Genomic DNA, 22,153 nt, shown 5'->3' with positions numbered 1-22,153 from the left:
AAACTCAAAATATCAATTTTGTGAACAAAATAAAGTCAGAATTGGCAAAAAAACAGTAAGATTGCCATGTATTTAATGCGGAATTTGAATCTTTAGAAGAGTCGATAATTCCCCCATGAAAGCAAAATTACTAGAGCGAAGGAAGCCATTTGACAAATCCTTTATCTCAGCCATCCACAACTACCCCCATTTTCTCAATATCTGGCATTACCATCCCGAGCTAGAATTGGTCTTTATGATCAAAAGCAAAGGTACACGGTTTGTTGGAGACAGTATACTGCCATTTTCTGAAGGTGAATTGGTTTTGATAGGTGAAGATGTGCCCCACATGTGGCAAAACGACAAGGAATATTTTGAAAAAGAAAGCAATCTTACTGCTGAGTCCATCACGCTGCATTTCAGGAAGGATTTTGGAGGGGAACAATTGCTTGATATTCCCGAAATGATCCAAATCAAAACACTTTTTGAAAAGGCTTCACAAGGCATCCTTTTTAAAGGACCTATTTTGGAGACTGCAAAGGAGAAGTTACTTGCGATCCATAATGCTGAGGGATTTTCAAGGTGGATAGGTTTGGTAGAGTTTTTGCAAGAATTGGCCTTGGAGACTGATTTTAGGTATCTTTCATCAAAAGGTTTCCAACATCCTAAAGAAAAAAACGGGGATAGCAGAATTGATAAAGTGTATTCTTTTACATTCAACAATTTTCATAGAAACATCACGTTGGAAGAAGTAGCTGATATTGCAAACCTCAATCCAACAGCATTTTGTAGGTTTTTTAAGAAAAATACCAAGAAAAACTATTCCAAATTTCTGAATGAAATCAGAATAGGATATGCCTGTAAGATGTTGCTTGAAGAGAAGATGAATATCTCAGAAATAGGTTACGAATCTGGATTTAATAACCTTTCAAATTTCAACAGGCAATTCAAAGCCTCGATGGGGCTTTCTCCCTCTGAATATCTTTCAAAACACAAAAAGTAATTAAAGTAAAACTTTAATTAAATTACATTAACTATTTGGCATACTATTTGGTAAAGTAAATTTCCCAAGCTTTTATCAAAACCAAATAGCCATGAGTAAGAGATTAAGCGTTTACATTCTTTTAATTTTTAACCTATTGGGTTCCTGTATGCCGGGTTCGGAGGAAGGTGACCTCAGTCCTATCTATGATGATTATTTGGTGCTGATGGTAATTGATGAAAGCAGCATAGATAATGGTATTGAGCCTAATAATTTTTCTGAAACAGATGTCAACGACCAAATCGCTTCTGTAGGGCAGAGGGCGCAACTAAAGTTTTTTAAAGATAATGTGGGTAAAACCATTGACCTGAATACAGGTCAAGTAGGGGATGAAGGATGGTTTGCATTGAAAAATATTCCCAATAGATGGGTTAATGCAGGTCCGACTGACAACGGCGCTCAGAATTACCTGACCCCAGGTCCAGGTTTGGGTGCCCCAAATATTGATGGCGAACAAGATATATTGTTAGACGAAATTCCTTTGGTTGCTCCGATGAGGGCTACAGGTTTAAAAATGCTTGTAGGTTCCAAGGTTTTGGCAGTAGTGTATGACAGCGATATCAGCATAAACTATTCCCCTTTGGAAGGAAATCTTCAAGGTGCGAATCTTGGATTGGTAGCTTTTGAGGTATTGGAAGTGAAATCAAAAATCGGCAGCAGCGACTCTGAACTTCCTGTTGTAACTATAAAAATTTTGAATGTAGAGTCAACAACTCAGTTTGGTATTGTGCTGTTCTCAAATGCCCCCGAGCCGTTTTCCTCTTCTGAACCTAAGGATACCAATCCACCTGCAACAGTCGATATGCCTGTTTTTGTTTTGGCAAATTAGAATCTTTTCATTTATTTTTTTATTTAACCGTTTTCCACATTTGGTCCTTTGAAAATTTCCAGAAAAAACCACCTTCATAACCCATAAACAAACTGAGGTGAATGAAGATAGCAGGCCAAACCGCCTCTAAATAAATTACCAAGACGCAAAGGATCAGACCAAACCCAAGGCTAGACCAGGCTTCTTTTGGCGGAGCAAAAATGTGGATCAAGGCATAACATATAATATTGACGAGGATTCCTACAGGTAAAGAGGTAATTAATAACAAATCATTTAGAAAAAATCCCCTAAACCATATTTCGTAAGAAATCAGGAATAAAATACGAAACAGCAAATATATAAAAATTGTAAATGTTGCAGGGTGCGGCTGGAATACATGGAATTTAAAATCTGATTTATTCACTTGAGATTTTCCGACCAAAAAGGCCAAAATTCCCAAAATAAGGACTAAAAAAACCTGAAAGTAGGTGGGTATAATTGGACCAAAAAGAAGCAGATAGGAATAGGTCATTTCGGATTTGATCAAAGGAATAATTCCCCACAGCAAAATCCCTGAGGCCAATAAAAAAAATTGGATCTTATTATTTTTTGACCATCTATTTTCAGAAAAAAACTTAAGACTTTTGGTATGGTAAGCCCACCAACTTATCAAAAACAGAATGAAATACGCAAACCCATGATAAACAAATCCAAGGTATAGGTTATTGATCATGGATTAGGGAGTTAAAAGAAGACAGTCTTTCCTGATTTTACCGATTCATCGCACGCAAATGCGATTTTAAGGCTATTGATGGCATCTTCTAGATGGTCAGTCAGATCAATATTTTCCTGAATAGCTTTTAGAAAATACTGTTGTTCCCTATCACAAAGTCCCTGATGATCAGGTTCGTCAGTCATGTCGATCCAAAAATCTTTTTTTGTAAAATGATTTTTTCCATCCAAATCTGAATGGTGTACTTTGATACTTTCGGTTTTGGTATGGGAATCCACATCATCTGATTTTCCAACTGATCCTGCTGATTTGGCTACGATAGAAACGGCGCCTTTTGGCCCGAAAACGTCTTTGATAAAGAAGGCATTGTCGGAAATCATCGGACCCCATCCTGCCTCATACCAACCTACTGATCCGTCCTCAAACCTGATTTGAAGTTGTCCATAATTGTAATTGTCTAAAGGGATTTCATCCGTTAGCCTTGCGCCAATGGCCGACACCGAAACGGGTTTTGACCGGGTCATCTGACACATCACATCAATGTAATGTACCCCACAATCAACGATTGGACTTAGACTTTTCATGAGATTTTTATGGACATCCCACATAAAGCCATGACTTTGTTGATTGAGATTCATCCGCATGACGAGTGGTTTTCCAAGTTTATGTGCTTCCTTGATGAACCTCTCCCAAGATGGATGATGCCTCAAAATATACCCCACGACTACTTTTTTATCAGCTTTTTTGGCAGCATCTATGATCCTTTGCGATCCTTCGACTGTGTCCGCCAATGGCTTTTCGATAAAAACATAGCAGCCATTTTCCAGAGCTTTGATGGCCATTTCCTCATGGGTATCGGGATAGGTAGAAATACACACCGCATCAGGTTTTGATTTGGTCAAGCCCAATTCAAAATCATCGTATAAAGGATAATTTGAACCTAATTTTTCATTCAGTTTGACTTTGCTTTCTCCCCTGGCTACAAGGCCACAGATTTCAAATTCAGGCATATTGTGATAAGAAGTGGCATGGGAAGCACCCATATTTCCACATCCGACTACAAGGATTTTAAATGGTCTTGACATTTATTTTGATGTTTATGGCTCTAATTTTTTCAAATCCGGAAGTCAGAATATTTTCAATTTCCCTTTGCAAAAACCTCCTTGATAGCTTCAAGGTAGTCAAATCCATGACCTTCTGTAGGTTCAATGTGATTTCCTTCCAGATATTCATTCCAGCAACAAACCATCACGGTATTTCCATTGGAGGCTCTATATTTTTCGGAAAACTTTTGTGCTTCCAAAAGTTTGGCTTTGAAAGTTGATTTGGTACTATGGACTTTGTCTTTGTATGGTTCACTCGGAAATCCTGTGGCTTGGGGCCATGTACCGCCCATAGGCCTCATATCCCAACCCATGGCCACAGGAATTTGGTATTCAAAATCTGAATCTCCCTTAAACTTCTCTGACCACATTTCCCAATGGCTTTTGTAATTTGAGCGCATATCATCATAAGACCTATTGTCTTTATCCATAAAGCTATGATAAACGTATGCCGTCATTCCTTCAAATCCCATCCCTTTCAGTCTTGGGACATAATCCTGAAAAAGTAATTTGTCAGTATAGTTTCCTCCACGCCAAAGCTCTCTAGGATTATTGGCCACCCATTTCGTGGGCAAAGCATATTGTCTCTCTCTTTCAGCCATAGCACCTGCAGCCACTGCTATGAATTTAATTCCTTTCAAGCCTGCTTTTTGTGCCAAACTTTTGGATCTGTCAAGCAACTCTTTCATTGTAATTCCATAGACAGAAGCCCTAGCCTCAAGGTCTTGCGGAAAATAAAGGTAAACAATTGGTCTCCCTTTATCATCCTTGAGATAATCCTTCCTATTGAAATATTTGTCAATCCATAACTGGGTGATTTTATCATGAACTTGAAGGTAAAGTTGACGATCAGGAACCTCACCTCTATAATTTCTACCTGCTGATAAGCTAGCTGGTGAGCCTACATCAAGCCAATGTCTCCACCTTTCTTCACTGTCATCAACCCAGTTTATGGCCCACTTCATTTGTTTTTCGGCAGGAAGTTTTTCGTTTTCGCTTAATAATACAGTCAGTTGCTCATTCCATTCTTCCATTCCCGGAACAGCGGTTCTCCCATCTTTGGTAGGATCAGTTTTCCAACCTTTGGGATAGTATGTTTTTGCCTGTGGAGCAAAATTCATATGATAGTAATAGTGCCTGCCAAAAAACCAATCGTATGCAAAAAAATCTATGCCATAGCTTTTCATATATTCAAGTTGCTTTTTCGCGACTTGAGGATCATTTCTTTTATAAAACCCTTTGAGACTAGGATGTGGTTTTCTTTCCAAAAATGGACCTTCATAAGGATTTTGAGCATTATAAATCCTTCCCTTTGGTCCCCATATCGCCGTATTGTTGAGGTGTCCGCAATTCTCTCTTCCTGTCAGACAAGCCCAAAAGCTGTCAATATCTTTGTTTGGGTCAGGAGAAAGATTCCATGATGGCATAAAGTAAACACCTATAAGATTACTTTTCTCAGCTTTTTGATTTTGTCCTTCATCGCTTTCTAAAGGGTCCAAAGCAATTGAGTTTTTTGAGTTGCCCAACAAAGAAGGGGAAGATTCTGGTTCAAATACAGTGGATTGCAGGGTAGTTTTCTTTGAAGAACAGCTTTCGGGACCATACATGAGAAAGGTCAAAAGAAAAAGATAGGGCAGTAATTTGATCATAGGAAAATGACTTGATTGATTATTTCTTAAAAATAAAAAACCGTGATGGAAAAGCCACCACGGTTTAAATTTATTACACAATCTTATTTTATTTTCTTGCAATAGCTTTTTTGGCTGCCTTCACAATATTCTCAGCGTTCAAACCATATTTTTCCAGCAATTGTGTTGGGGTCCCGGATTCGCCAAATGAATCCAAAACACCGATATATTCTAGTGGAGCCGGGTTGTTTCTTGCCAAAGATTGGGCAATACTGTCTCCCAAACCGCCATTGATCTGATGTTCTTCGGCAGATACAGCACAACCTGTCTTGGCGATAGATTCCAATACTGCAGCTTCGTCAAATGGCTTGATGGTGTGGATATTGATCACTTCTGCATAGATGCCTTCTTCGCGGAGCATGGCTTCAGCTACAACTGCTTCCCAAACAAGATGTCCTGTTGCAAAGATGGAAACATCTTTTCCTTCGATCATTTTCCATGCTTTTCCAATTTCGAATTTCTGATCTGCAGGTGTGAAAATTGGCCATACAGGTCTTCCAAATCTCAAATATGCGGGACCGACATGGTCGACCAAAGCCAAAGTTGCAGCTTTGGTTTGGTTATAATCACAAGGATTGATCACAGTCATGTGAGGTAACATCCTCATCATTCCGAGATCTTCCAGAATCTGATGTGTTGCGCCATCTTCCCCTAATGTGAGACCTGCATGAGAAGCACAGATTTTGACATTTTTATCGGAGTAAGCAACTGATTGTCTGATTTGGTCATAGACGCGGCCTGTTGAAAAGTTTGCGAAAGTGCCTGTGAAGGGAATTTTTCCACCGATGGACAATCCGGCAGCCAAGCCAATCATATTAGCTTCAGCGATACCTACCTGAAAAAATCTTTCAGGAAATTCTTTTTGAAAAGCCCCCATTTTCAATGATCCGATCAGATCAGCACAAAGTCCTACAACATTTGGATTTTTGCGGCCTGCCTCAAGCAACCCGTCACCGAATCCTGAGCGGGTATCTTTTTTATCCGTGTAGGTATATTTTAAATCTAAGGTCTTTTCCATGTTAATAGTCTCCTAAAGTTTCTTCCAATTGTCCCAAAGCATTTTCAAGTTCAGCATCATTCGGTGCCACACCATGCCATTTATGAGTACCTACCATGAAGTCCACGCCATAACCCATTTCGGTATACAGCAGAATCATCACAGGTTTTCCTTTTCCGGTAAGGCCTTTTGCTTCAGCCAGGCCATTTACTACTGATTCTATATCGTTTCCTTTCTTTATTTCGATCACATCCCAGCCAAATGCTTCCCATTTGGCTTTTAGGTTTTTCAAATCCATCACTTTAAGAGTCGGTCCATCGATCTGCTGACCGTTATAGTCAATAGCCGCAATCAAGTTGTCAACTTTATGGTGTGCAGCATACATGCCAGCTTCCCAAACCTGACCTTCCTGCTGCTCGCCATCACCCATCATCACGTAGACAAGCTTATCGTCTTTGTCGATTTTTTTGGCTTGCGCCACACCGATGGCTACTGAAAGTCCCTGTCCCAATGAACCGGAGGCGATTCTGATTCCGGGTAGGCCTTCGTGCGTGGCTGGGTGGCCTTGAAGTCTAGAATTCAATTTCCTAAAAGTACCCAATTCCTCTGTGCTGAAGTATCCGCTTCTGGCCAATACACTGTACCAAAGTGCAGAAACGTGCCCATTGGAAAGAAAGAACATGTCTTCACCCTTGCCATCCATCTTGAATTTGCTGTCGTGCGTCATCTCATTGAAATAGAGCGCAACAAAATATTCAGTGAGGCCTAAGGCAGCGCCAGGGTGTCCTGACTGTACGGCATGAACCATACGGAGGCAATCCCTTCTAACTTGAGAACAGATTTGTTTTAGTTGATCGATTGATTGTTTTTCCATTAGTTGGAATTATTTGAGTATTTGATTGGTATGGTTTTTAGTATCTACTTTTTCGATTATTTCTGTCAAAACCCCCTCTTCATCAATGACAAAAGTGGTTCTGGCAGTTCCCATATACTTTCTGCCATACATTGATTTTTCTACCCAGGTACCGTATGCTTCATGGACTTTTAGGTCTTCATCGGCAATGAGCGGGAAGGGGAGGTTTTGTTTTTCGATGAATTTGAGGTGGGATTTTTCGGAATCTGAACTTACTCCAAGCACGATAAAACCTGCTTTTTGCAATGTATCATAATTGTCTCTTAGATTGCATGCTTGGGCAGTACAACCTGGAGTAGCGTCTTTTGGATAAAAATAAAGTACTACTTTTCTTCCTTTGAAGTCGGAAAGTTTGATGATGTTTCCGTTTTGGTCTTTGGCTTCAAAACTAGGTGCCGGATTTCCTACTGCTAATGACATAATGTTTTTTGTTTAAAGTTGAAGATTGATTAAAGTTTGGTGGTATAGCGTTTTTCATTCCCTGCCATATCCCTTACTATCAATAGAACTTCTCCTTTGAATGGTTGTTTATCTAATTTTTCGGACCAGATCACACTTTGTTTGTGTTCATACCTCATGAGTATCCATTTTCCGTCCACATAAGCTTCAAAATCTTTGATACCGGATTTATCATCTTTGATCACAAATCTCATTTCAGCTGTGTTGACTTTTATAGGCGCTATTGTGGGAGCAGTCTTGTCTAAGTCCAAAACAAAAGTACCAAAATTTCTGGTTTTGAATCTGATATCTTCATTTTCCCATTCACCACCAACAAATGATTTTCGTCCATTATCCGCCTGAAAATAGACATGAGTGTTTTTTTTGTCCCCTGTATATCCTGTATTTCTGATCAAAACCTCCATGTTGCTTTGAAGGTATTCAGCGGGACTATTGATTCTGATGGTTGGCCCATGGCCATTTTTTTCCCTTTTTATGCGGAGAAATAGATCATCCAAAAGTGTGTTTTCTGAAAATTTGATTTCGACATCATTATTGGCAAAAGAGATTTCTTCGCCAAAGGGAATTTTGACAAGAACCCCTGGTTTTATGACTTCTGTACAAAGGTCTACCGAGTCAGGAACGCCATAGCGCATATCCCAAAGGTAATTTCTTCGGCCATCTTGGATATAGGCAGGAGGGATTTCCATTTCAAGACTGTTGACAAAAATCTTGGCCAAAGTACCCCATTCTGAACCGGTAGTCTGAATGACCATCACTTCCCTATTGAATGATATATTGGTAGTTTTATTTGCAGAAATGGCCTGGCTTCCAATTTGTGTTTTTGGATCTTCTCCTTCAACCTGCAGACTTAGAACCCGCGCATTGCCGAAGTAGTCCTTCATCGTGACTTTGAGCTGCTTTTTCTCCCCGGTTTTGGCAGAGATGGCGCCTGCTGTCAGGGAATCAGGTTCGTAAATTTTGAGTTGGTTGTTGGGATATTGGTACAGTCTGATAAACCTGTTTTGGTACATATGACTCAAAAAGAACCTCCCTTTATTGAAATCGACATGGTCAACATTGATACGGTAAAGCGGTTTTTCGTTTTCGAGCATTTCTATGACAGGAATTCCAAAAACATTATTGACACCGTCCATTTTATCCACCGCATAGATTTCTACACCAACTCGTCCGGTAATTTTTACAGGTTGGTGAAGAATATACCTTCCGCCTTCGATGATGGGGGTAAATTCTTGTCTTTGGTATCGGCCATTGACCCTAGCATCAGAATCGAGTGGGCTTAGGGCGATTTTGTATAAGACAGGAAGTGTTTTGTCTACCACTTCTTTGAACCCAAAAATAAATGGGTCTATGGCCCTGTCAAGGCTGTCTCTGATTTCAAAATGCAAATGCGGTCCACCCGAACTCCCTGTATTGCCGCCGTTTCCTATGATTTCCCCTTTTTTGATGGGGAGGAATTCAGGGTCAGGAAATACTTCCAATTCGTTTTTTTGGGCAAAATACATCTCCTTCCGCATGAATTCCATGATCTTGGGAGAGAGATTCCTGAGATGGGCATAGACCGAAGACTGACCGTTGGTATGCTTGAGGTAGATGATATTGCCATAGCCAAAGGAAGAAATTTTGATCCTGTACACGTATCCATCAGATATGGCGAGAATCGGTTCTCCATCGACACCGCCGATTTTGACGTCTATTCCTGAATGGAAATGGTTGGGACGGATTTCACTGAAATTTCCTGATAGGAGATTCCTGCTTCCGGGCTTGACCGGAAAAAGGTATTCCTGGGCATGGAGGAGGAAAGGAAAAAATAAAAATAAAATGAGGAGGTATTTACTTGACTTCAAAATCCAATAGCTTTTTATCTTCTATAAATGCTTCTAACCTATCTCCAATAGAGACTTTTCCAACCCCCGCAGGAGTTCCGGTAAAGATGAGGTCTCCTTTTTTCAAGGTGAAAAATTGGGAAACATATTCAATGATTACAGCAAAATCAAACAGCATCATGGAAGTATTTCCTTTTTGCCTCAACTCCCCATTGATATGGAGGTGGAAATTGATATCTGCAAAATTTTTGAACTCCGACACCGGTAAAAATTCGCCGATGGGAGCGGATCCGTTAAAAGCTTTGGCGATTTCCCAAGGAAGTCCTTTTGCTTTGCACTTATCCTGAAGGTCTCTTGCAGTGAAGTCAATTCCAATCCCGATTTCATCAAAGTACCGGTCAGCAAATTTTTTTTGGACATGTTTGCCTTCCTTGCACACCTTCAAAACCAATTCTACTTCATGGTGGATATTCTCCGAAAAGTCAGGATGGTAAAAGGGAGCGTTATTTTTGAGAACAGCAGTATCAGGTTTCAGAAACACCACAGGAGCAGTTGGGCGCTCGTTTTTCAGTTCCTCGATATGTTCCGCGTAGTTTCTTCCGATGGCAATAATCTTCATAAGGGAAGGGGAATTTTGACTAGGGCAAAGAAAGGGATTTTTTGTGGAAAGACATAGGGATATTGTACAGCAAAAAGATTAAAAAACTGGAAAAAGAGATGGTTTTTTTATCCTAAGGTTGCATTTAAAACGTGTTTAAAGAAACCACTATTTTAAGATTTGATTTACTTTTTGAACGAAAAAATCAAATTAGAACTTGCAAAAAGTTTGGGGATTTTTGATAATTACCCGACAAATTACGTGATTTTTGAATGGAGAAGAAACCCTCAATTCTAAGTGAGCGCGGTATAGTCAATTACAAAAAGTCCCTATAGTCTGCCCATGACATTTTGAATGTGGAATTGTAAGGTTGGATAAACCATTCCAAAGAGTGGAGACTTTCCGCAAAGGTTTGAAGAAAAGATCCGTTGAGGGATTGAAAGAAATATCGGGTCTTGATAATAACACTTTGGAAGCTGAATTGTCTCTCTCTGCCAAGACCCTTCATAGAAAAGATGTTTTTGATGAAGATCAATCTGAAAAGATGTATGAATTGGCAGAGTTATATGCTTTGGGTACCAATTATTTTGGCAGTGGGGGTTTTGAGCGTTGGATGGAGAGGCCACTTTTTACCATTTGAAATAGAATTCCCCTTGATCTTCTTGATGTTTCTGAATGGCTTGATATTCTAAAGACCGAGATTATGCGCCTGCTGTGCGTTCTATTGTTGATAAAACTTCAATCAACTTTGTGATCAATCCATTATCCCAAAATTTTCCTTCAGTTTCTTTCCGGGTTTATCCTCTAAATTTAGATCTAAGGATTATCTGTTAAAAAAGGAAAAAGGCTCAAGATTTGATCTTGAACCTTTCAAAGGAAAAATTTCATTTCTTCTTTTCATCGGTTTTTTTTTCCGGTAACATCAGTTTGATTATAAAACCAAAGCCTATGATCAGGTGGAGAAGAATCAGAAATAGGATTATTTTTGTACCGAAGGTCATGGTTTTATTTGATGGAATGGTTTAATATCATCAAAACTCAATGAAATGCTTTCAATTTAGGACAAATTCACTATGATTATCAGCAACTTGAGTTTCGAAATCCTGATACTATTTCAACTTTATGCCAACAATATTTTTATCTATTTCAATATAATACCCTAAACCTTATTGTGCCGGGAATTTCTTTCATGGCTTCGATCATTTCCGGTGAATAAGCTTTGTCAATATCCGAAATCACATATCCGATTTTTTCATTGGTCTTAAGGTATTGACCGACAATATTGATATTATAACTGGCTAGGATTTGGTTGATTTTTGCCAATACACCGGGTTCGTTTTGGTGGACGTGGATCAACCTGTGTGCATCCCTTAGGAAAGGCAATTGGATATTGGGGAAGTTTACAGAGTTGTAAGTATTTCCCGTATTGATGTATTCCATTATTTTGCCCGGGACAAATCTTGCTATGTTTTGCTGCGCTTCTAGGGTAGATCCTCCGATGTGGGGTGTCAAAATGGTATTTTTCATGCCGATCAATTCAGATGCAAAAGGCTCATCATTATTTTTAGGTTCATGCGGAAATACATCCACTGCAGTACCTGCGATATGTCCTGATTCCAAAGCTGCTTTCAGGGCAGGAATATCTACAACATGACCTCTGCTAAGATTTACCAAGTAGGAGCCCTTTTTCATCAAATCAATTTTGGATTTATCGATAAGACATTTGTTGTCTTTTCTGCCATCCACATGTAAGGAAATCACATCACAGGTCTTAAGCAATTCATCCAAAGAATCAATTTTTGTGGCATTTCCGAGCGCAAGTTTTTCGATGACATCATAGTAGTAGACATCCATGCCCATGTTTTCTGCCAAAACTGAGAGTTGGGCACCGATATTTCCATATCCTACGATTCCTAATTTTTTACCTCTGATTTCAAAACTGCCTGAGGCAGATTTATCCCATATACCTTTGTGCATGCCATGGCTTTTGTCATGGAAGCCACGCATCAGGAATATGATTTCGGCAATTGCCATTTCCACTACTGAACGGGTGTTGCTGAAAGGCGCATTAAATACCGCGATTCCCTTTTCGGTACAGGTTTCCAAGTCAATCTGATTAGTGCCAATGCAAAAAGCACCTATGGAAATCAGCCTATTCGCATTTTCCAGAACTTTTTTTGTCACATTGGTTTTGGAGCGGATGCCAAGGATACTGACATTTTTGATTTTTTCAGCAAGTTCTTCTTCGTTAAGGGCAGAGCTGATAACTTCTATATTATAGCCTTCATGTTTCATCAATTCCACGCCGATTGGGTGGACATTTTCTAGAAGGAGTACATTGATTCGACTTTTTGGGTAAGAGAATTTCTTGTTCATTTTATTGACATAAAGGATTTCATCTAAACTAGGGGCAATGTGGTCCGCTTTGGAGGTCACTTTTGGTCTTTCGACATTTTCAGTGAATGCATAGAATTTATTGGCAAGGCCTGATTCTTTGATTTCATAATCTGTGTAGCCATCTCCGATTACGTAGATGTCTCCTTCGAGATTGAGTGTTTTTATGGTTTTGGATTTACCACCGTTTTTGGAAAGGACATTCTCCCGATCGAAATCAATTATTTTGCCCGCATCATCATATATAAACTCATTCGCAAAAACATTTTCAGCTTTGATTCCATACTCCCCGACTATGGGAGTGATAAAATCCTTAAAGCCGTTAGAAATGATGATGATGTTGTCAGCGTTTTCTTCAAAAAATTCTTTGTTCCGCTGGAAGGATTTGGAGACTTTGGTTTTCAGTTCAGAGATCAATTCCGAAATCTGAGGCTTGGAAGCTTCCAATATATCCAACCTTCTTTCAAGGCTTTCGCGGAAGTTGAGACTTCCTTCCATCCCAAGGTCTGTGATGTTTTTGATGGCCTGTATTTTTTCAGCTCTCTTTGGATCATTTTTTAGGCTGATTTCTCCCAATACATCCAATGCTTCGACTTGGGTAAAAGTACTGTCAAAATCAATGATAAATTTCTTGCTGCTGGGCATTATTGCTGTGGATTTTTTATGATCTAAGCTCAAAATTAGCATATTATTAAAAAGTAAACCCTTTTATTGAACAAAATACTTTTGTGATTTTTGGCACTTACCCCTGAAATCGATTGAGAAGGTTGTATTTACATTTATCCGATGAGCCTTTCGCCTGTCAACTCATTGACTAACCATTTGATATCCATGTTTTCATCATATTCAGAATCAAGAACGAATTTTTCTTTGTCCAATAGAAATCGGTAAATAAACCAATCTGTTTTTGGTGTTGGAATATTTAGGATATCATTGAAATGTATCCATTCCAAGGTCCCTTCATTGCATTCAGGAGGAGGGATTTTTTCGATTTCAGCCCAATACACATAATTGATCCAATTATAGTTGATAGGGGAGGTTTCAGTCAGGATACCACAAAATTCCATGGTCTCTACCTTGATTCCAGTCTCTTCCCTAGTTTCTCTGAATGCTCCTGTCAGCGGAGTTTCAAAAGGATCCAACTTGCCACCAATTGGTGTGTAAAGGTCCTTATTGGGTTCCTTTAACCGCTTCAATAGTAAGAAGCTGTCTCCGTTTTTGAGCACGCATATTGTTGCTGTTTTTTTTATTCCAAGTGGTACGTTACTCATCTATTGAGTTGTTTTTGAAATGCTTCAATAAATAGACCTACATCATGTCCGTCCATCAGTGCATGGTGCACATGGATTGAAACGGGCATGGTTTTGATTCCTCGTGATTCTGTTACTTTTCCAAATGAGATCTTTGGACAAGAATCGGGAAAAGAAAAACTTCTCGCATGTGACAATGAAGTGAAGTCTATCCATGGTATCGATGAAAAGTGAACCACGTTTTCTCCTGAGCCTGCAGGAATTAGACCAGTGCTGTTTCTAACTTTTTCTATTTCTATTTTGGCAGATTTTTCAAATTCTATAAAATCTTCGAAGTAATCCAAATAAGAAAAGCCAAACGTCCCATTTTCCCTATTGATAGTTGGAGATGCATTGATTTTATCAAAGACAAGGACTTGACCGTTTTTGATTCTGTACCTGAATGCTTCTATGGAATTGACTGCCTGAAGAGAGGAATGTAGATAATAGAGAAAGAATGAGCTGCCTTTTGATTTGGAAGTCTCATATGCTTTTGTGCAATCCATCCTGACTGTCAACCCAAAAAACGGTTCTTCAAATTTACTGAAAAACAAGAAGTGGTCTTTTCGGGACCACTTTTCGATATCAAGAATCCTGTACATTCTTAATTTTTTATTTTATGGATTTAATCAATCTTTCATTTAGACTCACATAATCTGGGTTTTTAGCTTCCTTTGCCATTTCCATGGATTTGGTTGCACTTTCAATGGCTTCTTTTTTCTTACCAAGTGCCAATTCAATTTTGGCTTTCAAGTGCATCGTCCAGTATTTTGGATCTTGACTGACGGATTTTGTGATCCATTCAAAAGCCTGGTTCATGTCCTTGTTGTTGGTAAAATAATAATTGGCAGCCTGATAAAGCAATCCCGGATTCTCTGCTTCTTTATCTATCACCAAAGCCTTTATTTCTGCCATCACTATGCTGTCCACTTCGGTCTCTATCCGGAATTTCACCCTAGTGTTTTCCCATTTCATTGCGATGGTAGCTCCGGTATCCGTCATGTCCACGAAATTGATTTCCATGGTTTCATATTTTTGACCGGTTTTTCCGGGCTTCACATTAAACCTTACTAGGTCATCTTTTGGATCATATCCTACGGCACCCCACAATTTTGTATTTTTAGAAAGAATAATTGTCCATTCTGTCTTACCGGGAATGGAATAAAGCGCGTAAGATCCAGCTGGAATTAAATTCCCTTCAACTTTTGCCTCATTTTTAAAATTGATAATCGTAGCGGCATTTGCCCCTGTTCTCCAAACTTCCCCGAATGGAACTAATTCTCCAAATATTTTTCTTCCCTTCGTACTTGGACGGCTATATTCAATTATGACATCAGTAAGTCCAATTTTTTGGCTGATGGTAGCCGAAGGACTCGCCTGTGGCATTTGGATTTGTTGCCCTATTGCTAGGGTTGAAAATGTTGCAAATAATATAAATTGCAATAAAATGGATTTGGTTTTCATTTTTTTGTATATTAATTTAGTTAATCTAGATTTAACAATTGTAAAGATAATAATTTATTCAATGTGTATTATTTAAAGCCTTTTGAAAAGGTGGTACGGTTAATTTTAAATAATAGGTCCTTTTGTAACCGCTTAAAAAATTGTTTTTTTACTTAAGGAGATAGAAAAGCAATTTTGAACCGAATTAAATTTTAAAAAGTCAAATGAGTATAGCAATAATTTCACCTGGGAGAGACGTAAGTTCTTGGGTAAAAACATTTGAAAAGGTTGATTCAGGAATTGATGTTCAGGTTTTTCCAAATATAATTGACAAGAAATCTGTCGAAGTCGTCATTCTGTGGCAGCATCCAAAGGGGATTCTCAAGGAATTTCCAAATCTCAAATTGATCTGTTCTATGGGTGCTGGAGTTGACCATATTTTGAGTGATTCTGAAATACCCTTTTCAATGCCAATCACAAGGATTGTTGACCCTGGACTTACTATTCCTATGACAAATTATGTGGTCATGGCTACATTAAATTTTCAAAGGCAGCTTTTTAGGTATCAAACAAACCAAAAATTAAAAATTTGGGATATGAGCAATCCTGAACTGGAGACAAGAGTGGGAGTGATGGGGGTAGGTGCTTTGGGAAGTGATGTCATCGAAAAATTAAAGTTGCTTCGGTTTCCTGTTTTTGGATATGGAAACAGCCCAAAGTCAGGTACAGATTATCCTTATTACCATGGTGATGAACTTCCTTTATTTTTGAAGGAAGTAAATTTGATTATATGTATGTTACCCTTAACACCTAGAACCGAAAATATCCTTGACATGGGTTTTTTTCGTAAATGCAACAAAGGGACATATATAATTAATGTAGCGAGGGGTAACCATCTTGTCGAAGAGGATTTATTGGCCGCAATTGATGAAGGAATCATTTCAGGTGCTTTTTTGGATGTTTTTAGAAAAGAACCTTTACCAAAAGAGCATCCGTTTTGGAATTCTGATAAAATCACAGTCACCCCGCATATAGCAAGTGTTACCAATCCGGATTCAGCTATACCACAAATAATTGAGAATTATAAAAGAATCAAAAACCATGAACCACTTCTGAACAAGATAAACCCAATTTTAGGATATTAACCAGTAAACAAAATGGACACTACTTTTAAGATTGTTTGCCCAACAGATTTCTCAGAATGTTCACTCAATGCCATTGAATATGCTGCCAAGCTAGGGGAAATGTATAATGCTGATTTATTTTTATTCCATGTACCTGATAAAGATGATTATCAAAAACTGGCTTCAAATGAATTTCACTCTGGAGATCAATACTCTTTTATCCAAAAGAAATTGGACAGTTTGGTAAATATCGTTAGCCAAGAAAGTATTCCAAAAGGTTTGAAATCTTGTCAAAGCGAATTCATTGAAGGCAAAACGGTAAATACCATATTGGAGTATGCTGATGTCAAAGATGCTGACCTTATCATTATGGGTACTGAGGGAGTCAATGATTTTAAACAAAATTATATCGGGACAAGGGCAAGTAGGCTTGTGGAAAAATCCGAAAGAGATGTGATGGTCATTCCCCGAAAGGTATTTTTCAAATCACCAAAAAAATTGGTTTATGCTACAGATTATCTTGAAGAGGATAAACTCGCAATTCAAAAAGTGGTGGACCTAGCCCGAAATTGGGATAGTGAAATAGATATTGTTCATGTGAGTACCAAAATGAAAAATATAGATAAATCACTGCACATAACTATGGTTCAGGAACTTAAGCCATTTTTAAAATATGAAAAAGTCAACTTTGTCCTCAAGTCTTACAGGGACGAACCAGGTCTTGGATTGGAAAATTATCTGATCATTTCCAAAGGAGATATCTTGATTACCTTGAGCAAAAAGAAGACATGGTTTGAGCAGATATTTTCTAATAACCTTTCCCGAAAGATGTCATATTTCATCAATAAGCCACTCTATGTAATCAAAAAAGTTTAGTGATTTTATTTGGGTTCATTATTAAATTTTGACTTTATAAACCCGAAAAATTCATGACGGGTGGAAGGATTAGTCAAAATCTTTTTGATTACCATGAAATAATCTTTTACAGTTACCTTTTTTGATTCTTCTTCACGTTGGGTCACTTTGGTATCGTGAACAGAATCTTTCCTTTGTGAAGGAATTGGTTCAGTATTTTTATTTGGGCTATAACCGATCAGATCATCTGCCTTTGAAAAACTTGATTTGGCTCGTTCCTGATAGCCAAGTTTCTCTTCAAGCAATCCTTTGTTATTGTATGCTACCGCGTCTTCAGGATCAAGCTCAATGGCTCTTTCATAGTCCTCGATAGCTCCTTTCAAATCTCCGATTCTGTCCCTAAAGTATGCCCTGCTGGAAAAACGGTAAGGATTTTTTGGGTCTAGATTGATAGCTCTATCAAACTCAGCCAAGGCTTCCTCATCATTTTTCATCAAATGAAGTACCACTGCCCTGTCATTGATATAGCTTGGATTGTAGGGGTCCAAGTCAATCAGTTTATTGAAATCTGCCAAAGCAGAGTCAAAATCACCCAAACGTGAAAAAACACGGGCCCGGAAAAAATAGTATTCTGTATTGTTTCCGTCTTCCTTGATGCAAAAATTAATTTGGGAAAGGGCATCTTCGAATTTGCCTTCCTTGAAATGAGCGATACTTAATTGAAATTCTTTCACTTGCTTGACTGTTAATTTCTGAAGTAAATACAAAACTAGGGCTAATAAAGTTTAAAATTAATCAGACCTTATTCAGGTATTCTTTCCCTAAAATGTTTTCTTTATATATTTGAATCGAAAACTCAAACCATGGCCAACAAAGCGGAAGATGTATTAAAAGACCTAAAGTCAGGAAAATATGCACCTATCTATTTTTTACAGGGAGAGGAACCTTTTTTTATAGATCAAATATCTGATTTCATTGAAACCAATGCCCTTCAGCCACATGATAAAGGATTTAATCAGGTGGTCATGTACGGCAAAGACGTAACGGTCCCTGATATCCTGAACAATGCTAGAAGGTTTCCTATGATGGCAGATAGGCAGGTTGTCATAGTCAAAGAAGCACAGAACATCCCCCAACTTGGTAAGGACGAAATAGATCAGATGCTGATCAATTATATCAAAAATCCGCTGCCGAGTACCATTTTAGTTTTTGCCCACAAATACAAAAACCTTGACGGAAGAAAGGCATTGGCCAAGGAATTGGATAAAAGTGCGGTTTTTGTAAAATCTGAAAAGATAAAAGACAACATTTTGCCTTCTTGGATTGAAAGTTATGTGAAGAGTAAAGGACATACCATTGACAATTCAACCTCAGTTTTTTTGGCAGACAGTATTGGTAATAACCTAGAGGTAATTTCCAACGAACTTTCAAAGATGTTTCTCAACCTTCAAGGCGAGACAAAAATCACCAAAGATCACATTCAGAAGTTTATCGGGATCAATAAGGAGTACAACAACTTTGAGCTTACCAAAGCGATGGGAGTCAAAGATGTCGTCAAGGCAAATAAAATCATCCATTATTTCTCCCAAAATCCCAAAAGCCATCCCCTGATTCCAATCATTGCGCTGGTTTATGGATTTTTTAGCAAAGTCGCTTTGGTACACTTCAATAAGCAAATGGCTGATGCCGAACTTGCAAGAATTACAGGCGTTCATCCCTATTTTATCAAAGAATATAGGATAGCTGCAAATAATTACCGCTTAGGCAAGGTTATTGATTGCTTCGCATATATAAAAGAAGCGGATTTGCGTTCTAAAGGAGTCGATGCAAACGGAATGGAGAGTAAGGAGATTCTTAGAGAACTAGTATTTAAAATCATGCATTAAAAGGCATCTATTCACCCATGAGGAAAAGTTTCATTTTGTTTTTGATATTGTCGTGTGTCCACAACTTAAGTGCGCAGACAGGTCTATACCAATCAGGAAAGCAGGTTATTTTAGATGATAATTTTGAATTATTCAATAAGCACCTGTTCAGTGGTTCAAGATTTGAATATGAAGAGTTAAAAAATTCCGATCTAAACAATAACCAACAGGTTTTGGTAGATTTTTACCATGCTGTATCAGCCCTTAAGATAGAAAATCCCGGGTCAGCTGATCTCGTTAACCATTTCATAAGGAATTATCCCAATCATCCCAAAAAGAATGAAGCGGCTTTTATTTTGGGAAGTTTTTATTTTGACAGGAAAAATTACCGGGAGGCCATTCCGGCATTTCAAAAAATCGAAACTTCAGCCATCAAACCTGAGCAAAAATCAGAGATCTATTTCAAAACAGGTTATTCCTATTTTTTACTCAAAGACTTCAAAAATGCTCTCAATTATTTCAATCAAGTAAAAGTCGAGAAAGGGGGATATTCTGCTGATGCGTACTATTATGCAGGCTTTATTTCTAAAGAATCAGGAAACTATGATCAGGCAATAAAGGATTTTAAAGAAGCTGAAAAATCCGGGTTTTATGCTTCAAAAGTCCCGTACATGCTTGCAGGGATTTATTATCAACAAGGATATTTTGATGAATTGATTGATTATGCTGAGCCGGTACTTAAATCCAGACCTAATCTTGACAGAAAAGAAGAAATCCACTTGTACCTTGCAGAGGCCTATTTTGAAAAGAGAAACTTTGCTGCTGCGGCTCAAAATTATGACCTTTTTGTAAATGCCAGAAAAAGGGATTTGGACAGGTCACAGGTTTATAAAGCAGGAGTCGCCCAATTCGAAACAGGAAACTTCCAGAGAGCGAGTGATTATTTTAAGGTGTCTGCGGTCATCGAAGATGAGATCGGGCAGGTTTCCAGCTACTACCTTGGACATGCATATCTCAAATTAAACAACCCGCAGTTTGCGTCAACGAGTTTTAATGCCGCATATAAAAATACGAGCAATCCAAATATCAGAGAAGATGCCTTGGTGAATTTTGCCAAAGTCAACTTGGAAAGAGGAAGTTTTCAGGAAGCGGTCAATGCGTTGGATGCTTATTTGGATAACTATCCAAATGGGATTTATGCCAATGAAGCAGAAAATTTGCTTACGGATGCATTGATCAATACAAACAATTACCTCAGGGCAATCGAACATATTGAAAAAATGTCCCGCAAGTCTGAAAGACTAAAAGCCGCCTATCAGAAAATCACTTTCTATCAAGGTTTGGTATATTATAGAGACAAAAAGCATGATTTGGCGACAAACTACTTTGACAAGTCTCTTGCCTCACCTATAGATAAGGATTTGGTCGTCCAAGCTCATTTTTGGAAAGGTGAAAATTTTGCTGCTACGAATAGAAGTCCGCAAGCCATCAAATCTTACGAAACACTCCAAAGTCTTAAACCAACAACAACTGATCCTTATTTGGTAAAATCCTATTATGGTTTGGGTTACACCTATTTTAACCTTCAGCAATATACCAAAGCCGAAAACCAGTTTAGGCAATACGTAGACAAAGGGGGTAAAAATGATGATCCTGACAAGTATGACGAGGCATTGGTGAGGTTGGGAGATGTATATTTTGTTCAGAAAAAATTCACGGAATCACAATCCGCTTTTCAAAGGGCTATCAATGAAGGTGGTTCTTCGGTAGATTATGCTTATTTCCGCTCAGGTGTTGTTTTTAATTTTCAAAACAGAAACACGGAGGCCATAAGTCAGTTGGACAGGTTGATTTCAGGATATCCCAACAGCCTATATTTTGAAGATGCAATTTACCAAAAATCACAGATCAATATGGAAGAATCCCGCTATGCAGATGCGAGGGAAGGTTATTCCAGGTTGATCAGCAGCCGTCCCAACAGTCAGTTTGTTCCCTTTGCATTGGAGGGAAGGGCTGTAGCCAATTTTTCCCTGCAAAATTATGATCAAACCATAGAGGATTATAAAAGGATTTTACAGAACCATCCCAATTCTTCGAATGCAGAAGCGGCACTTGTAGGATTGCAGGAAGCATTGGCGCTTCAAGGCAGGTCAGAGGAGTTTTCTCAATACCTTGGTACCTACAGAAACGCCAATCCTGACAACAAAAGCCTTCAGAACCTTGAATATGAGGCAGCCAAAAACCTTTACTTCAGTAATTCATTTGATCAAGCTATCAATGCTTTTTTAGGCTATCTTAAAAACTACCCTCAATCTGCCAACCGTGATGAAGCCAATTACTTTATCGCCGATGCACATTATAAGTTGGGGCAAAAAGAGAAAGCCTTGGAATATTTTTACCTGATAGAAAAAGTAAAAGCCTCAACCCAACGAATTAAAGCAGTCCAAAGAATTGCTGCTCTTGAGATGGAACAGAGTAATTACAAACAGGCTATAGGCTTTTACAGAGAAGCCATCAATTATTCGAGAAATAAAATTGAGGAATTTGAGGTTTTTTCAGGATTAATGAATGCCTATTATCAAACCCAAAAGTTTGATTCTGCGGGCTATTTTGCGGATAGGGTGGTTCAGTTGGGAAGCGTCACCCAAGATGCAGTTCCCGAAGCAACTTTGCTCAAAGCAAAATCACAAAGGGAAATGGGTAAAGAAACAGAAGCAGATGAGACACTTATGGAATTGATCAATGAATACAAGACTGTTCATGGAGCTGAGGGACTATTTCTATTGGCAGAGGGCCAATCCCAAAAGCAAAACTATGAGCAATCAAACAATACCATATTTGATTTCTCGGGACCTTTCTTCCCTTATGATTATTGGTATGGGAGGTGTTTTATTTTGTTGGCGGATAATTACCTGAAGTTGGACGAAGTGTTTCAGGCAAAAGCGACTTTGGAATCTATTCTTGAAAATTCCAATAATGACGAAGTTAAAGAGATGGCAAACAAAAAATTGGCTGAAATAAAATAATATGAGAGGAA

General features: G+C 38.5%; 20 protein-coding genes. 7 read left to right on the top strand and 13 right to left on the bottom strand.

Features of this window, described 5'->3' with window-relative positions; translation table 11 throughout:
* The first annotated feature begins 115 nt into the window (after nucleotides 1–115).
* Both NK987_RS01325 and NK987_RS01320 read left to right on the top strand, forming a co-directional pair.
* Complete coding sequence (locus NK987_RS01325; protein ID WP_258423441.1) at nucleotides 116–982, top strand: AraC family transcriptional regulator; 867 nt, start codon at nucleotides 116–118, stop codon at nucleotides 980–982.
* A 91-nt stretch (nucleotides 983–1,073) separates the two neighbouring features.
* Nucleotides 1,074–1,850, top strand: coding sequence for a hypothetical protein (locus NK987_RS01320; protein ID WP_258423442.1), 777 nt, complete (start codon nucleotides 1,074–1,076; stop codon nucleotides 1,848–1,850).
* Nucleotides 1,851–1,869: 19 nt separating this feature from the next.
* Here the strand turns inward: NK987_RS01320 and NK987_RS01315 are convergent, their stop codons facing one another.
* The 8 genes from NK987_RS01315 to NK987_RS01280 all read right to left on the bottom strand — a co-directional run bounded on the left by NK987_RS01315 (nucleotide 1,870) and on the right by NK987_RS01280 (nucleotide 10,167).
* Nucleotides 1,870–2,562, bottom strand: a complete 693-nt coding sequence (locus tag NK987_RS01315) for a CPBP family intramembrane glutamic endopeptidase (protein ID WP_259262403.1) — start codon at nucleotides 2,560–2,562, stop codon at nucleotides 1,870–1,872.
* 11 nt (nucleotides 2,563–2,573) lie between these two features.
* Nucleotides 2,574–3,647, bottom strand: coding sequence for a Gfo/Idh/MocA family protein (locus NK987_RS01310; RefSeq protein ID WP_259262402.1), 1,074 nt, complete (start codon nucleotides 3,645–3,647; stop codon nucleotides 2,574–2,576).
* 53 nt (nucleotides 3,648–3,700) lie between these two features.
* Nucleotides 3,701–5,314, bottom strand: a complete 1,614-nt coding sequence (locus NK987_RS01305; RefSeq protein WP_259262401.1) for a glycoside hydrolase family 99-like domain-containing protein — start codon at nucleotides 5,312–5,314, stop codon at nucleotides 3,701–3,703.
* Nucleotides 5,315–5,402: 88 nt separating this feature from the next.
* On the bottom strand, nucleotides 5,403–6,371 hold the full coding sequence (locus NK987_RS01300; RefSeq protein WP_259262400.1) for a transketolase family protein: 969 nt from the start codon (nucleotides 6,369–6,371) through the stop codon (nucleotides 5,403–5,405).
* Between the two features lies 1 nt (nucleotide 6,372).
* Entirely contained in the window at nucleotides 6,373–7,224 is an 852-nt protein-coding gene (locus NK987_RS01295; protein ID WP_259262399.1) for a transketolase, read from the bottom strand.
* A 9-nt stretch (nucleotides 7,225–7,233) separates the two neighbouring features.
* The gene (gene bcp / locus NK987_RS01290; protein WP_259262398.1) at nucleotides 7,234–7,683 is read right to left on the bottom strand and encodes a thioredoxin-dependent thiol peroxidase; all 450 of its coding nucleotides are present in this window, start codon (nucleotides 7,681–7,683) and stop codon (nucleotides 7,234–7,236) included.
* Between the two features lie 29 nt (nucleotides 7,684–7,712).
* Nucleotides 7,713–9,569 (bottom strand): M23 family metallopeptidase, encoded by a 1,857-nt coding sequence (locus tag NK987_RS01285; RefSeq protein ID WP_259262397.1) that lies wholly within the window; start codon nucleotides 9,567–9,569, stop codon nucleotides 7,713–7,715.
* Entirely contained in the window at nucleotides 9,556–10,167 is a 612-nt protein-coding gene (locus NK987_RS01280; protein WP_259262396.1) for a fumarylacetoacetate hydrolase family protein, read from the bottom strand. The genes NK987_RS01285 and NK987_RS01280 overlap by 14 nt, the downstream gene beginning before the upstream one ends.
* A 370-nt stretch (nucleotides 10,168–10,537) precedes the next feature.
* On the opposite strand from NK987_RS01280, the gene NK987_RS01275 reads away from it, so the two are divergent.
* Nucleotides 10,538–10,786, top strand: a complete 249-nt coding sequence (locus NK987_RS01275) for an antitoxin Xre-like helix-turn-helix domain-containing protein (RefSeq protein WP_258423451.1) — start codon at nucleotides 10,538–10,540, stop codon at nucleotides 10,784–10,786.
* 506 nt (nucleotides 10,787–11,292) lie between these two features.
* Here NK987_RS01275 and serA read toward each other — a convergent pair.
* The 4 genes from serA to NK987_RS01255 all read right to left on the bottom strand — a co-directional run bounded on the left by serA (nucleotide 11,293) and on the right by NK987_RS01255 (nucleotide 15,293).
* Nucleotides 11,293–13,185: a phosphoglycerate dehydrogenase gene (serA, locus tag NK987_RS01270; protein ID WP_259262395.1), complete on the bottom strand. Its 1,893-nt coding sequence runs from the start codon at nucleotides 13,183–13,185 to the stop codon at nucleotides 11,293–11,295.
* 134 nt (nucleotides 13,186–13,319) lie between these two features.
* The gene (locus NK987_RS01265; protein ID WP_259262394.1) at nucleotides 13,320–13,811 is read right to left on the bottom strand and encodes an NUDIX hydrolase; all 492 of its coding nucleotides are present in this window, start codon (nucleotides 13,809–13,811) and stop codon (nucleotides 13,320–13,322) included.
* Nucleotides 13,808–14,431, bottom strand: coding sequence for a chloramphenicol acetyltransferase (locus NK987_RS01260; protein ID WP_258423454.1), 624 nt, complete (start codon nucleotides 14,429–14,431; stop codon nucleotides 13,808–13,810). Before NK987_RS01260 ends, NK987_RS01265 begins: the two co-directional genes overlap by 4 nt.
* Nucleotides 14,432–14,441: 10 nt before the next feature.
* Nucleotides 14,442–15,293: a DUF2911 domain-containing protein gene (locus NK987_RS01255; protein ID WP_259262393.1), complete on the bottom strand. Its 852-nt coding sequence runs from the start codon at nucleotides 15,291–15,293 to the stop codon at nucleotides 14,442–14,444.
* Between the two features lie 203 nt (nucleotides 15,294–15,496).
* On the opposite strand from NK987_RS01255, the gene NK987_RS01250 reads away from it, so the two are divergent.
* Complete coding sequence (locus tag NK987_RS01250) at nucleotides 15,497–16,417, top strand: 2-hydroxyacid dehydrogenase (protein WP_258423456.1); 921 nt, start codon at nucleotides 15,497–15,499, stop codon at nucleotides 16,415–16,417.
* 12 nt (nucleotides 16,418–16,429) lie between these two features.
* On the top strand, nucleotides 16,430–17,272 hold the full coding sequence (locus NK987_RS01245) for a universal stress protein (protein WP_259262392.1): 843 nt from the start codon (nucleotides 16,430–16,432) through the stop codon (nucleotides 17,270–17,272).
* A 5-nt stretch (nucleotides 17,273–17,277) separates the two neighbouring features.
* Here the strand turns inward: NK987_RS01245 and NK987_RS01240 are convergent, their stop codons facing one another.
* Entirely contained in the window at nucleotides 17,278–17,985 is a 708-nt protein-coding gene (locus tag NK987_RS01240; protein ID WP_259262391.1) for a tetratricopeptide repeat protein, read from the bottom strand.
* A 129-nt stretch (nucleotides 17,986–18,114) separates the two neighbouring features.
* On the opposite strand from NK987_RS01240, the gene holA reads away from it, so the two are divergent.
* Together holA and NK987_RS01230 are read left to right on the top strand one after the other, a co-directional pair.
* Nucleotides 18,115–19,137, top strand: coding sequence for a DNA polymerase III subunit delta (holA, locus tag NK987_RS01235; protein WP_259262390.1), 1,023 nt, complete (start codon nucleotides 18,115–18,117; stop codon nucleotides 19,135–19,137).
* A gap of 17 nt (nucleotides 19,138–19,154) precedes the next feature.
* The gene (locus NK987_RS01230; protein ID WP_259262389.1) at nucleotides 19,155–22,142 is read left to right on the top strand and encodes a tetratricopeptide repeat protein; all 2,988 of its coding nucleotides are present in this window, start codon (nucleotides 19,155–19,157) and stop codon (nucleotides 22,140–22,142) included.
* Nucleotides 22,143–22,153 lie beyond the last annotated feature (11 nt).

Source organism: Aquiflexum gelatinilyticum, from assembly GCF_024813435.1.
Taxonomy (GTDB): domain Bacteria; phylum Bacteroidota; class Bacteroidia; order Cytophagales; family Cyclobacteriaceae; genus Cognataquiflexum; species Cognataquiflexum gelatinilyticum.
This window is presented reverse-complemented; position numbering and strand designations above follow the sequence as displayed.

Excerpts from the sequence above, each read along its gene's own strand:
- NK987_RS01325 (WP_258423441.1), top strand. The coding sequence starts at position 116 with ATGAAAGCAAAATTACTAGAGCGAAGGAAGCCATTTGACAAATCCTTT.
- NK987_RS01250 (WP_258423456.1), top strand. The coding sequence starts at position 15,497 with ATGAGTATAGCAATAATTTCACCTGGGAGAGACGTAAGTTCTTGGGTA.
- NK987_RS01310 (WP_259262402.1), bottom strand. The coding sequence starts at position 3,647 with ATGTCAAGACCATTTAAAATCCTTGTAGTCGGATGTGGAAATATGGGT.
- NK987_RS01245 (WP_259262392.1), top strand. The coding sequence starts at position 16,430 with ATGGACACTACTTTTAAGATTGTTTGCCCAACAGATTTCTCAGAATGT.
- serA (WP_259262395.1), bottom strand. The coding sequence starts at position 13,185 with ATGCCCAGCAGCAAGAAATTTATCATTGATTTTGACAGTACTTTTACC.
- NK987_RS01320 (WP_258423442.1), top strand. The coding sequence starts at position 1,074 with ATGAGTAAGAGATTAAGCGTTTACATTCTTTTAATTTTTAACCTATTG.
- NK987_RS01230 (WP_259262389.1), top strand. The coding sequence starts at position 19,155 with ATGAGGAAAAGTTTCATTTTGTTTTTGATATTGTCGTGTGTCCACAAC.
- NK987_RS01260 (WP_258423454.1), bottom strand. The coding sequence starts at position 14,431 with ATGTACAGGATTCTTGATATCGAAAAGTGGTCCCGAAAAGACCACTTC.
- bcp (WP_259262398.1), bottom strand. The coding sequence starts at position 7,683 with ATGTCATTAGCAGTAGGAAATCCGGCACCTAGTTTTGAAGCCAAAGAC.
- NK987_RS01255 (WP_259262393.1), bottom strand. The coding sequence starts at position 15,293 with ATGAAAACCAAATCCATTTTATTGCAATTTATATTATTTGCAACATTT.
- NK987_RS01295 (WP_259262399.1), bottom strand. The coding sequence starts at position 7,224 with ATGGAAAAACAATCAATCGATCAACTAAAACAAATCTGTTCTCAAGTT.
- NK987_RS01315 (WP_259262403.1), bottom strand. The coding sequence starts at position 2,562 with ATGATCAATAACCTATACCTTGGATTTGTTTATCATGGGTTTGCGTAT.
- holA (WP_259262390.1), top strand. The coding sequence starts at position 18,115 with ATGGCCAACAAAGCGGAAGATGTATTAAAAGACCTAAAGTCAGGAAAA.
- NK987_RS01280 (WP_259262396.1), bottom strand. The coding sequence starts at position 10,167 with ATGAAGATTATTGCCATCGGAAGAAACTACGCGGAACATATCGAGGAA.
- NK987_RS01300 (WP_259262400.1), bottom strand. The coding sequence starts at position 6,371 with ATGGAAAAGACCTTAGATTTAAAATATACCTACACGGATAAAAAAGAT.
- NK987_RS01265 (WP_259262394.1), bottom strand. The coding sequence starts at position 13,811 with ATGAGTAACGTACCACTTGGAATAAAAAAAACAGCAACAATATGCGTG.
- NK987_RS01305 (WP_259262401.1), bottom strand. The coding sequence starts at position 5,314 with ATGATCAAATTACTGCCCTATCTTTTTCTTTTGACCTTTCTCATGTAT.